7 protein-coding genes are annotated in these 13062 nt (G+C 59.5%); 4 read left to right on the forward strand and 3 right to left on the reverse strand.

The features are described 5' to 3' along the window. Both VJR68_RS08030 and VJR68_RS08035 read left to right on the forward strand, forming a co-directional pair. On the forward strand, positions 1–571 hold a 571-nt coding region (locus tag VJR68_RS08030; RefSeq protein WP_324147149.1), incomplete at its 5' end, for a FecR family protein. 409 nt (positions 572–980) lie between these two features. Then, entirely contained in the window at positions 981–3464 is a 2484-nt protein-coding gene (locus tag VJR68_RS08035; RefSeq protein WP_324147151.1) for a protease pro-enzyme activation domain-containing protein, read from the forward strand. Between the two features lie 765 nt (positions 3465–4229). Here the strand turns inward: VJR68_RS08035 and VJR68_RS08040 are convergent. The 3 genes from VJR68_RS08040 to VJR68_RS08050 form a co-directional block, all read right to left on the reverse strand. Next, entirely contained in the window at positions 4230–5507 is a 1278-nt protein-coding gene (locus tag VJR68_RS08040; RefSeq protein ID WP_324147153.1) for a peptidoglycan-binding domain-containing protein, read from the reverse strand. A gap of 69 nt (positions 5508–5576) precedes the next feature. Next, positions 5577–6254 (reverse strand): hypothetical protein, encoded by a 678-nt coding sequence (locus VJR68_RS08045; protein ID WP_324147154.1) that lies wholly within the window; start codon positions 6252–6254, stop codon positions 5577–5579. A gap of 23 nt (positions 6255–6277) precedes the next feature. After that, positions 6278–7969 carry a type IV secretory system conjugative DNA transfer family protein gene (locus VJR68_RS08050; RefSeq protein WP_324147155.1) on the reverse strand — a complete coding sequence of 564 codons (1692 nt, stop codon included), beginning with the start codon at positions 7967–7969 and terminating at the stop codon, positions 6278–6280. A gap of 954 nt (positions 7970–8923) precedes the next feature. Here VJR68_RS08050 and VJR68_RS08055 point away from each other — a divergent pair. Together VJR68_RS08055 and VJR68_RS08060 are read left to right on the forward strand one after the other, a co-directional pair. Next, positions 8924–11971, forward strand: a complete 3048-nt coding sequence (locus tag VJR68_RS08055) for a TonB-dependent receptor (RefSeq protein ID WP_324147156.1) — start codon at positions 8924–8926, stop codon at positions 11969–11971. 294 nt (positions 11972–12265) lie between these two features. After that, positions 12266–13036, forward strand: a complete 771-nt coding sequence (locus VJR68_RS08060) for a polysaccharide deacetylase family protein (RefSeq protein WP_324147157.1) — start codon at positions 12266–12268, stop codon at positions 13034–13036. The last annotated feature ends 26 nt before the right edge of the window (positions 13037–13062 follow it).

A 13062-nucleotide genomic window follows, 5' to 3' on the forward strand; every position in this document is an offset into this window, starting at 1 on the left:
CGACACCGACAGCGAAGTCTCGGTGAGCTATAGCCCGGACACGCGGCGCGTGGATCTTCGGCACGGGCAGGCGCAATTCAGCGTGCAAGGCAATCATGCGTGGCCGTTCGTGGTGCATGCGGGCAGCGGCACCGTGACGGCAGTGGGTACGCAATTCCAGGTGCGCCTCGATGGCGATTCCACCGACGTGGCGTTGCTGAAAGGCAAACTCGCCATCGCCACGCAGACACCGGACGGCATGACGCAAAGCGCCTCGCTGATCGGTGGCGAGGGACTTGCTTTCGATGCCAGCGGGCACATCACGCCGGTGCATCCGCTCGATCTGCAACAGGCGCAAGGCTGGACGGAAGGCAAGCTGTTCGTGCACGACTGGCGCCTGCCGCGGTTGTTGCTCGAAATGAATCGCTATAGCAACACAAAGCTTTCGATCGGCGATCCGTCGCTGCAGAACATCCACGTCAGCGGCATTTTCCGCACCAGCGATCAGCAGACGTTCTTGCAGCTGCTGCAACAGGGTTGGGCGATTCGCGCCAAGCGCGTGAGCGATACGCAGGTTGTGTTGTTGCGTTGATGCCAGCGATGCGCTGATGCATGCCTGTGTCTTTGCACACGCCGGGATGAAAATTCCCGGCGTTTTTTTATATTTCCGATGCTGGGATTTCATCCCAGCCTACGTGACATGACGATGCATATATGCAACGTCATCGCACATGCGCAGCATGCGTGATGCATAACGCAAGCTCCTCGCAAGCTTGCATCTATCAGGTAGGGTTGTCTTCTCCGCACGCGTCTTAAGAACCGGCGACGCTGCAATACGGTTTGCGTGGAGGGATCGAGGGGACGCAGCCGTTGATGACGTTATTCGACGTCGCCGGGCATTGCTGTGAATCCACCTGCCGCACGCGCGGCAACAACTATCGCATGGGGCCTGCGAGCCGCATCGGGTTCGTTTGCCCTTAAAAAATCGAGGGAGTTCATACATGTCGAAACATTTCGGGCTGTTGGGGATGCGTCCACTGCTGTTGCCGGCAGCGTTGTCGCTGGCACTGCTGTCGACGGCACACGCTGCCGGTACGCGCGCTAACACGCGTACGCATGCGGGCATTCAAAACGTCAGCAACACAATGTCCACGCTGGTGATGACCGGTCATCCGTCCATCGACGCCACGCAGATCGCACCGCTGGAAGCCAGCAAGCCGTTGCACGTGGAAGTGAGCCTCAATCTGCGCAATGTCGATCAGTTGCAGAGTTTTCTCGCCTCGGTGAATCAGCCGGGCAGCGCGAACTACCATCACTTTCTGACACCGGCGCAATTCAAGGCGCAATATGCACCGACGGATGCACAAGTGCAGGCGGTGGTCGCGCACATGCAGGCGTCCGGCTTCACCCACATCAAAGTGGCCGCGAACAATCTGCTGGTTTCGGCAGACGGCACCGCTGCCAACGCGAATGCCGCGTTCAATGCCAACATGAAGACCTTCAGCTTCAAGGGCAAGCAGCATTTCGCCAACGGCACCGACGTGACCGTGCCGCAATCGCTGGGCGGCATCGTGGATGGCGTGCTCGGCCTGCAGGATTACGCCAAGCCGCACGTGATGTCGCATCGCATCAGCAGCGATGTGGTCAAGGCACAGGCTGCCGCCGGCGTGGTGGGTCACAACCCCACGGATTTCCCGAAGATCTATGACGCCGGCACCACGCCGACGGCTTCCAACACCGTGGTCGGCATCATCACCTGGGGCGACATGACCCAGACCATCAAGGATCTGAATACGTTCACCAGCAGCGCCGGCATGGCCACGGTGAGCACGAAGACGGTCGCGGGCGGCAGCGGCACGCTGGCCAATGATGGCGACCCGTCGGAATGGGATCTGGACAGCCAGGACATCGTGGCGATGTCCGGTGGCGTGAAGCAGCTGATCTTCTACGCGGCGGTCAACGGCGACAGCCAGGACAGCCAGCTCACCGACGCGTCCATCACCGCGGCCTACAACAAGGCGGTGACCGACAACCTTGCGAAGGTGGTCAACGTTTCGCTGGGCGAAGACGAAACCGCGGCCAACAACTCCGGCACGCAGGCCGCAGACGACAAGGTGTTTGCGCAAGCGGTTGCGCAAGGACAAACCTTCTCGATCGCTTCGGGCGATGCGGGCGTATATCAGTGGTCGAGCGATCCGACCTCGGGCGCGCCCGGCTACGTTGCCAATTCAAGCGGCACGGTGCAGATCGATCTAAGCCACTACGGCGTCAGCGAACCGGCGACCTCGCCGAACGTGGTGGCCGTGGGCGGCACCACGCTCAGCACCAGTGGCACGACGACCTGGTCGGGCGAGACGGTGTGGAACGAAGGCCTTGCCGCGGTCAATCCAAGCAGCGGCGACAACAACCAACGCCTATGGGCAACCGGTGGCGGCGTGAGCCTGTTCGAAAGCGCGCCGGCCTGGCAGACCACGGCGCTCGGCTCATCCGTCACCAAGCGCGAGCTGCCAGACGTAGCGTTCGACGCGGCATCCAGCTCGGGCGCCTTGATCGTGATCAACGGCCAGGCCAATCAGCAGGTCGGCGGCACCAGCCTGGCCTCGCCGCTGTTCGTCGGCTTGTGGGCGCGTATCGAATCGGCCAACAACAACACGCTGGGTCTGCCGACGCAGAACATGTACGCCTACTTCCCGAAAGACGCCACGCCGCTGCATGACGTGACCTCGGGCAACAACGGTTACAACGGCTACGGCTACAACGCCGCCGCGGGCTACGACAACACCACCGGCTGGGGGAGCCTCGACATCGCCAAGTTCAACGCCTACGTCACCAAGTACTGGGGCGGTACCGGCGGCGGCACGGGCGGCGGCGGCACCGGCAATCCGGTGGCGAACTTCACCGATACGGTGAACGGACTGACGGTGAGCTTCGCCAACAGCTCCACCGATACCGGCGGCACCATCAGCTCGTACGCGTGGAATTTCGGCGACAGCAGCACGTCCACGTCGGCCAGCCCCAGCCATACCTACGCGGCTGCCGGCACCTACACCGTCACGCTGACCGTCACGGACAGCACCGGTGCGACCAACACCAAGTCCACCTCGGTGACCGTGAGCAGCAGCAGTGGCGGCACCGGCGGCACGTTCAGCAACACCAAGCAAGTGGTGATCAACGACAACGCCACCATCACCAGCAGCATCGCGGTGAGCGGTCTGTCCGGCAATGCACCGGCCACGCTGAAGGTGCACGCCAGCATCACGCACAACTGGTCGGGCGACCTGACCATCGAACTGGTGGCACCGAACGGCGCTTACGCCGTGCTGCAGAACCCCGACTACGGTGATGACGGCAACATCAACACCACCTGGACCGTGAACGCGTCGTCAGTGCCGGCCAATGGCACGTGGAAGCTGAAGGTGATCGACAACGATCCGCAGTACTACGGCGACTACGGCACGCTCAACAACTGGAGCCTGACGTTCTGATCGTGAGCTTGGGCACGCAGGGACGCGTGCCGTTGCGGGCGGGTTACTTCGGACCTGATCTCTGCCTCTTGATCAAGAGGCAGGGCTGTCGCCGGGGAGACGATACCTAAATGGCTGGCAGGGCCTAACTCGACTTACCTTATCTTTCGCCTCCGAAATCGGGTTGGCTGGCAAAGCGCTGGGCTATGGCCAGACAAGGTGCCCTCAACAAAGAGCGCTGTCCCTGGAATGCCTACAGGGCGCGCGCTCATTCGTCTTGGTCCCTGTCGCCTGGTGATGTTCTGTACGCTGCGGCTTGCTCTAGGATGGAGGTACAACGCTGCACGATGAACTGCCAAGCCACCATCGGCTCCTGCAGGTGCGGGGGCATGCCATCGATAGGCACGTCCTCGGTAAGGAAATCGATCAGTTCTGGAAAGTTGCGGTGCCAATCGTGCAACAGCACGTCGGGCCGAGGCGTGCTGGCGAGCAGAAGGTCGATGATGTGCTGTGTAGCCTGAAATTGACGGGTGACTTTGGTTAATTACACCTCTGTTTCCAGAAGCCTTGATTCCATCTCCCAAATTTTGTCCTCATAGCTTGCCTTCCACTCCTGCAAATGCTCGACCTTACGAACTTGTCCTTGATATCGATGGTTTTCAGCCTTTTCCTGGACTTCCGGAAGAAATTCCTTCTTATGTGGCTGCGAATCGAGGACATAAAAGCACACTCCCTTGCAAGGTCACTATCGCACCAGACTGCTGGATCGTTGCTCCAGCACCTGAACTATCTATGCGGCCCGCCCATCGTCGGACCTTGCTGGATGTGTGCCTGCGCCAGTTCCTGTGTGCGCATCTGCGCACCGATAGCGCACTGATGGTCGTAAGCTTGCATCTGCTGCACGGATTGTTCGACCGGCGGGGCTGGATTTGCGATATCCACCACGATGGGAGGAACGGATAGATTGTCCGACGTCATCAGAATCCCTTGCTTGCCGATGTGGATATCCTGCAAATGCCCGGGTTTGATGCCTGCCATATGGCAGGCCGCGGCAAGTTGGATGAGGCGATTTTCCGACGCGTCGGGGATGCGTTCCTTCAGCTCGGCATATAGACCATGGTCGGGATGGCTTGGATTTGCGAAAGGATTGCGCGCCGGTGCTTGCATGTGGTGGGCAGTGTCCAGTGCTTCAACCTGCACTGGATAACGGCCGTCCAGCTCCGGCGCGAAAGCGGGAACGACGCCCAATAGCGAGCGCTGGCCATGAATGGCCTGCAACGTGTGTTTGCCTGCTATGCCGTCAACGCTCAAGCCATATTCGCCCTGGAAAGCGCGTACAGCGGCTTCGGTGCTTGGACCGTAGTGTCCGTCGACCTGCAAGACACGGCCGCGGTTGTCGGTGTAGCCGAGCGTTGCCAGGTCGGATTGGAGTGCTTTGACGGCTTCGCTTTTAGTTCCTTTGTTAAGAGTAACTTCTGCCTCGCGGCTGTGCTCACGAAAGGATGCCCGTTCATAGCCCATCCCTATAGCGCGAGTATCGCCAACACGCCATCCTTCAAAACCCTTGATGCCGTCCGCCAAAGCAGAAATTTCAGCATCAGTCATGCTTCCGATGGTCTTATTACTTAGTTCGACACCTTGCCGTGTACCCTCGGCATATATGAATTCAGCTTGAGCCTTATGGTTCACCGCACCGCTGTAATCTGCTCTTGAATAGCTTTCTAGCATGCTCTCAACATTTCGTTCGCTGTGATTGCGCCTTAGCAATTGAATCTTCGCTGCCCGCCCAGCCTCATAACTTTCAAAAATCGCATTACCCCATTGATCAAGGTCAACAATGCCTTCGTATTGACGTTGCGCTCTCGCTAGAGCATCGTCCTTCGTCCATCTTGTTCTGACAGTTTTATCTGCGCTTTCTGCGTACTCGAATTTGAGGTTGCCTGGATTATTGTTGCGCCAGGAAACACTTCCTCCGCCTCTTTCAACGACGCTCCCGTCATCCATTTCAAAGACTCGAACTTTTCCTTCTGCTTGAATCAAGCGCTTAACCAACCCATCACTCATCGTTCGCTCCTGTCAATTCATCTGCGAGCACCTGACACTAGGCGCGACCGCTCGGCTATCGCGGGACCGCTAAAATCCATTTAGATGGGCATCAAGATCGTCAGTACGCACCCATCCAGCCGCACAGACACCTGAAAAATTCCAGAGGCCATCCGATTTGCAGGCAGCACCCTCGTGTTTCACATGCCACTCCACCTTGCGGCCCCCATACTTGGCACAACGAGGAGTTTCGCTACAGACCTGAAGACTATCTATGGGCACAGCTACGACGTAGTACGAAATCGGCATGCCTTTGACGTGCGCGGTAGCTTGTATGCATACCAACTGCCCTTCGGACAGGGTCGCCAAAGAAACGGTGTCCTGTGGCGGAGCGCGATCTCTTAGTACCGCTCCATTCTTATTTGTTACGGCCGCGAAGTGACCGTGCTGGTCACAGTCAGGCGATAACTCCACGTCCGAGTAATCCCCGACTTCATAATTGCCTGTCTCGCAGCCAAGACCTTTGTCTGGGTCTTTACAATCCACTCCAGAGATTGTACTGAGCTCGCGAAAAGTTAGCTTATCTCCATAGGTATTCATCAGTCGGACTGAAGATGGAAATGCCTTTTTTTCGTCGGTGCGATCTGCTGCATTTTTATTTGATGCCTCTGCAGTTCCCATCGTCTCCAGCTGCGTTCCTTCTCCATTGCAAGCTGTTGCTCCTGTCGCAACTAGAGTCATCACAATAGTCATCTGTTTTAGGTTCATCGCCCCTCACTCCTACTTAAACGCTAACTCACAACCACCCCATCTTCCCGCGCGGTTTTCTTCTCAGGCTTATTTGCCTGCGGCAACGGCTCCATCTCAACCGGCGGAAGAATCAATTTCTTGAAATAGCGGCTCTTGAAATACCAGTTCTTCTTGCAGCGGAAGGCCGGGCTTCCTTTGAGAAAGACGATCTGCAGATTGTTGGATAGTTCTTTCAATTCCTGCGGCAGCATCAGGGGCCGGCTTTCTTCGGTATAGCTGTAGGTGGTGCCATTGGGGCCGGTGTTGCGTTGGCGGCGCCGCACCGTGGTGTTGCCCAATGCCCTTGAATAGTCTTCCGCGTCCTGTTGTTCGCGCGGCGTGGACACGATGCAGGCAGCGTGATTGGTGGAAAGGGTCTGCGCGACATCGGGGCCATAGATGGAGCGAAGCTGGGAGTTGCTCTGGATGATGGTCATAAGGCGTATCCAGTAGCCCGCGATGAGGGAGATGTTATCGGCCAACACCTTCACGCGGCCCATGGCGGCGAATTCGTCCATCAGCAACAACACCTGGTTCTTGATCGTTTTGTCGTCCTGGGGTGTCGACCTGAGGTTCTGGCCGACCACGGTGGAGAAGAAGATGTTCAACAGCTTGCCCGATTCGCCTAGCTTGTCAGGCGGGATGACCACATAGATCGACATACGCCGCTGGCGCAGCGCCATCACGTCGAAGTCGGTGGCGTTGGTCGCCGCGGCGAGAATCGGGCTGATGAACTGCTGCAACGGCTCCTGCATGCTGGCGATCACCGAGGAGAAGGTTTCCTCGGATAGGCCAACCAGACCGGATAGTTCCGTGCGCGTTTGCTCGCTGATGACGGATGTGCCGAGCCATTGCCTGATCGTCTGTTTAAGATCACCGCCCTCTCCATCACCCGTGGAAAGGCGGTAGATGCGTTCGAAGCTGGGAAATGCGAGGTCGCGATTGGGATCAGGTTTTTGTCCCTGCTTGATCCGGTAATCCCAGCATTCATACATATAGGAGGCAAAACCGAGGAAGGCCGAGCGGGCCTTGGCGATCCAGAACGGGTCCTTCTGTGGATCGTCGGGATAGAGGATGGCGGCAATGGTTTGAATTTCGCTGATGCGTTTGCGCGGATTCGTCGACACGCACGTCAATGGGTTGAAGCGATGGGTGCTGCCATCGGCGGCATAAGGGGCGAATTTGTAGACCACCTGCCCCATGGCTTCGCGCTGGCCACTGGTCAATATGTAAAGCTCGCCCTTGACATCCAAAACGACGACAGAGTGTTCGTAAGTGAGCAAGTCAGGGATGGCTAGGCTGGTGGTCTTCCCGCTCCGGGTCGGGGAGACAACGACGATGTGTTCCGTGCCGTTCAAATAGAGGTAGTGGCGGCCAAGCTTACCGATGATGACGCTTTCCGCCGCTCTCTTGAGCAGACCAGCTCGCCTGGCATCAGCAAGGTTGCCGAAATGGGCGCTGCCATGAAACGCGCTTGCGCGCGGTTTGATCAGCAGCGCAACCAGCATCACCCACACCAGCAAGGGCACACCGAAACCGGCATACCCGGCCAGTTTGATTTTCCACACATAGGGCGCCACCTGCGGCAGGTGGATGGCCTGCACATACTGCCAATAGGTGCCGACACCCAGCTGCACCGGTACCTGTAACAAGAAGATCACCAGCCAACCGGCGAGGTATTCGCCCGCCAACAAGGCCAATAACAATAGTGCCGCTAACGTAACGGTTTTCCATCCAGCGCTCATGCGTCCAATTCTCTGATGTCCTTGTCAAGCGCATTGGGGTGTACGTGTCTGCACATGACTGCGTGTCAATGCACATTCAACGTAAGCCAAGTTGCCACCGTTTTCGGATCATATCCGCGCGGGGCGAGCGCCCAAGGAGCGTGAGGTGTCAGTGAAGACGGAAATATGAGCGGGGAAATTCCATCAGAGCGGACTGCGGCCAGTACATCCTTGAGGGCGCGCGCCTGGTTCAGCGCGCACCCGTCCAGTCCGTTTCGTGTGGATGGCTATCGCATATGCAAAAACTTGTTGCTTGCTACGATCCGCTGCCTCCCTGCACGCAGGGGAGGGAACGCATCCTCGCCAATGCTGCGATGCGTGCTTAAGGCAACACTGATTAAGTATCGCCGTCGTCATGATGTCTGGAAGGCCCGCAGGGTGTTTCGCGTGGCGCCGGGAAGACTGGCCGTCTTGCCAAGCCGCACTGCGCAGCCTAGGGGCCTTCCAGGCATCACCCATCCCTTGAATTTATATGTGAGGCCGCCCTGTCTGTCCGCAGGGCACAGGGCCGTCGTCTCGACAGACAACCAGTCTGCCTTCGCCGACGGCCCTGTGCCCTGCGAACAGACAGGGCGGGTGACGACGGCGATACTTAATCAGTGTTGCCTTAAGTCACTTCAGCCGCGCTAATCCCGTCGTTGGAGCCGGCCCGGGCACGGGCAGGCTCTTAGCATATGCCGACGGGACCGCACGAACGTCTCGCCTTGCCCTATCATCGATCTGCCCGGACATGCGGGCGGGGACATCTCCGGTTGCGGGGATGGGACGGGGAGGCTGAAGAGCGGAATGCGCGGGAGTGGTGGTGGATGGGTGCCGCGGATTCGCTGGCCGCGCATCGTGGGTCATGCAGGAGCGTTTGCCTCCGTGATCCGTCACGCCATCACCGGCATGCGCCCGCTGCTGCTAGGCGGTATCGCCGTGATGTCCGTGCCGCCGGCGCTGGCCGGTGAATCCGTTGCCAAGGTGCAAGCGTATGCCGTTGCCGCCGGTCCGTTGCGCAATGCGCTGGATGCACTTGCCGCACAAGGCGATCTCCAGCTCGTCTACGACCCGTCGCTGGTGGCGGGCAAAACCACGCACGGCGTTTCCGGGCGACTGCTGCCCGCCGATGCCTTGAAGCAATTGCTCATCGGCACTGGGCTGAGCGGTAAGGCCATCAACGCCGCCACGTTCGTGCTGGAGCCCGTGGCAAGTTTCCATGCACCGCTCGAGCAAGCACCCGCCAGCAAGGTGGTGATCGAAAAACCCCGCACGCTCGATACAGTCACCGTCAGCGGCTCGTTGATCAGCAACGCCGACATCCAGACCGCCACACCCACCTTCACCATCACCGCCAACGACATTCGTGCGCGCGGCTTCAACAATCTGTCGGACGCGTTGCAGAACTCGGTACTGGCCACCGGCCCCGTGCAAGGGCCGCAAGCAGCACGCTCGTTTACGCAGGGCGCGCAACCGATCAGCCTGTTCGGGCTGGGACCGCAGTTCATGCTGATACTGCTGGACGGCAAGCCGGTGGCGAACTTCGGCCAGCTCTACAACGGCACCATCAACTTCACCAGCGTGGCGAATTTTCCGGTCGCGCTGATCGACCACATTGATGTGATGCCGGGCGGCGCGTCGTCGATCTACGGTTCGCAGGCGATCGGCGGCGTGATCAATATCGTCACCAAGTCGCATCTGGATGGTGGCGAGATATCCGTGCGCACCGGCGGCTACTCCGATAGCGGTGGCGCCAATCAGCGCATCAGCGGCGTGTATGGCCGCGACGTCGGCAAATGGCATGTGCTCGGCGCACTCCAGTTCGACAACGCTTCGCCGATCTGGGGTTATCAGCGTTCCTTGACGGCCAACGACAACGTGCCGCAGTTGCAGTCCGCCATCCTCGACTACGGCACGGCGCAGACGTTTACCGGCCACGCGCTCAGCAATGTGACGCCGCCGAACGGTTGCGCCAACCCGTTGTTTGGCGGCAGCACGATGCCGCTTCCCACCCAGCCGCCCAGTCCGCCCGGCATCTATTGCGGTTCGCGCAAAGTGGATGGCTACACCACCTACAGCAATCAGCTGCGCAACCTGGATGGGATGCTGAAGCTTGCGTATCAGGTTTCCGACGATGTCCGGGTGTATGCCGATGCGATGGCGAACTGGCAGCAGCAGCGTTGGTTCCCGGGCATTTCCTACTGGTCGAGCGACGACGTTCCGCATCAACTGATCGAGGACGCCACTACGGGTCACTATCTGTATTTCGAGAGAAGCTTCGCGCCGGAAGAAATGCCCGGCGGCATCGCGGGACAGATGGTGCGGCAGAACGACCTGCTCTATCAGGCCGATATCGGCGTCAACGGCAACTGGGGCGACTCGGGCTGGAACTGGGATATCTATTACCTGCGCACCGGCGATCGCACCGCCGAGGTCGAACCGTTGTGGATCAAGTCGAAGATCGATGCGTACTTCGGCACCGTGTTCGGGCCGCAGGTGGGCGTCAATCCCCAGAACGGCATTCCTGTCTACCGTCCCGACATTGCGAGCTTTTTCCGCGCGCTCACGCCAGCGCAATACGCGAGCTTCGCGCAAGGTGTGAACGATTTCAGCAACACCTGGATCAACGACACGCGCGCCACGCTCAGCAACGCATCGCTGTTTGCCCTGCCCGGTGGCGACGCCGGTTTTGCCGTGCTGGCCGAAGGCGGCAGCGAAGCGTGGTACCAGCCGCGCAATCCTTTGTTTACGCAAGATGAGATTTACGAGCACGCCGCCACCGGTGGTGGTGGGCAGCGTTTTCATGCCGCCACCGCATTTGAATTGAACTTGCCGCTGCTCAAAGCGCTGACGCTGGACCTGTCCGGCCGCTACGACTACTACGCCATCGATCGCGGCAACGACAATCGCAAGTTCACTTACAAACTGGGCGCGGAATACCGGCCGGTGGATTCCCTGCTGCTGCGGGCGAACTACACCACGTCATTCAAGGCGCCGGATCTTTCCTCCATCTATCTGGGTCCGACGGATTTCTTCACGCTCGCCACCGATTACTACTTCTGCGCGCAAGCGCACAATGCAACGTGCGGCTCGGCGTATCAGTACTACGTTCAAGGCACGACGCTGGCGAACACGAAGCTGCAACCGACCTCGGCACAAAGCTGGACCGCGGGTGCAGTGTGGTCGCCGGTGGAAGGCCTGGATCTCAGTCTCGATTACCTGCATATCGCGATCCAGAACGAAGTCGTGCAGCAAGACCTCGATCTGCTTTTGCGCACCGAGTCGCAATGCCTGCTCGGCCAGCTCGATGCCGGCTCGACCGGATGCGACACGGCGCTCAGCCAGGTGCAGCGCCAAGGTGCGCATGGACCGATCAATAGCGTGATCACGTACTACGCGAATCTTTCCAACGAGGTCACCAAGTCCATCATGGGCAGCGCGCGTTATCGCTTCGCGCTGTTTCACGCCGGCATGCTCACGCTGCAACTCGATTACAACGACATGCTCAAGCACACCTATCAGATTGCGCCCGGGCAGGCCCCGATCAACCAGCTCACCAACGCGGAATACAGCACCGAGTTCAAGAGCATCACCAGCGGCAGCGCCACCTGGACCAGTCCGGGCGGCCGCTGGAGCGGCACGCTGTATGGGCATCGCTACGGCCCCTCGCCCAACTACGCGGCCACCATCACCGGCATCGGCACGCCGGGCGCGGCGCGCGTGTCGCCGTGGATCACCTTCAACGCCAGCGCTACCTACCATCCCACGCGCAACCTGGCGCTATCCCTGCTGATCAACAACATCACCAACAAGATGCCGCCCAGCGACACGGGCGACGTGCTGTACCCGTACTTCAATAACGACAACTACAACATCTACGGGCGTGAATTCATGCTGCAGGCGGATCTGCGGCTTGGTGGCACGGGGCATTAGCGGACCCGCTGCGTCACTTTTTTCACGTCCGCACGTCAGGTCTGCACGGGCCATCGAAGGGCGCGGGAATACACAGATACCGGCTGGAGTGCGCCTTGGTGGGTTCTTGCCGGGCCCGGCGTGAGCCGACTGGCCTGTTTTAACACGCAGTTGGCACCTTCAAGAGGGGGCCGAACCCCTGGCACGCCGCGTGCTTAGAAGGCTTTGCCAACGTCGTGTGCAGCAGGGGGCACACGACGTTGGAGACCCTTCGCGCCGGCTCAGGCAGGCGCCACCCACGATGAGCGTGCTGCCATGTCGCTGTTCTACGCCTGCTACCGCCACTACCTTTTCGTGTGCAGCATGCTGCTGACACTCGTGCTGTATGCAATGTTGCTGACGGCGCATGGCATGGCGACGCCGCGTTTCGTGCTCTCCCCGGAAATGGGCGGCATCAAGCACGCCAGCGGCTTCAGCCTGCGCAAGATCAGCGACGTGCTGGCCGGCCGCAAATATGCAGTGCTCACGTTCGATGACGGTCCGTACGGCGAGGGCCTGGATGAACAGATCCTGGCGACGCTGCAAAAGCACCATGCGCATGCCGTGTTCTTTCTGGTGTGCAGCCACATCAATGACGCAACGCGCGGCGAGCTGGCCAAGTTCGAGAGCGCGGGCGATCTGATCGGCAACCACACGTTCGATCACCCGAATCTCGCCAAGCTGGGCCAGCCTGAAATCCGCCAGCAGATCGAAAGCTGCAATCAACGCATCGCCGACGTCACCGGCAAGCGCCCCACTTATTTCCGCCCACCGTTCGGCTCGACCACACCGGCAGTTGGTGAGATGGCGAAGTCGCTCGGCATGCAGCAGATGCTGTGGAACGCCAACAGCGAGGACAGCTGGGTCGAGCATCCCGAGCAGGTTCGCGACTTCAGCCTGTCGCAAACGGAAGACCAGTCCATTCTGCTGATGCACGAAAAACCGATCACTGCCGCTGCGCTCGACGACATCCTCACGCAGCTGGAACAGCGCGGCTTTCAGTTCGTATTGCCGGATCAGTTGTCGGATAACGTCGCGATCAACTGATACACGCCAGCATCGTAGGCTGGGAT

The sequence above is a fragment of the Dyella sp. genome (assembly GCF_035277725.1).
In the GTDB taxonomy this organism is placed as follows: domain Bacteria; phylum Pseudomonadota; class Gammaproteobacteria; order Xanthomonadales; family Rhodanobacteraceae; genus Dyella_B.

Coding starts and splice junctions, on each gene's coding strand:
- VJR68_RS08035 (WP_324147151.1), top strand. CDS start 981: ATGTCGAAACATTTCGGGCTGTTGGGGATGCGTCCACTGCTGTTGCCG.
- VJR68_RS08040 (WP_324147153.1), bottom strand. CDS start 5,507: ATGAGTGATGGGTTGGTTAAGCGCTTGATTCAAGCAGAAGGAAAAGTT.
- VJR68_RS08045 (WP_324147154.1), bottom strand. CDS start 6,254: ATGAACCTAAAACAGATGACTATTGTGATGACTCTAGTTGCGACAGGA.
- VJR68_RS08060 (WP_324147157.1), top strand. CDS start 12,266: ATGTCGCTGTTCTACGCCTGCTACCGCCACTACCTTTTCGTGTGCAGC.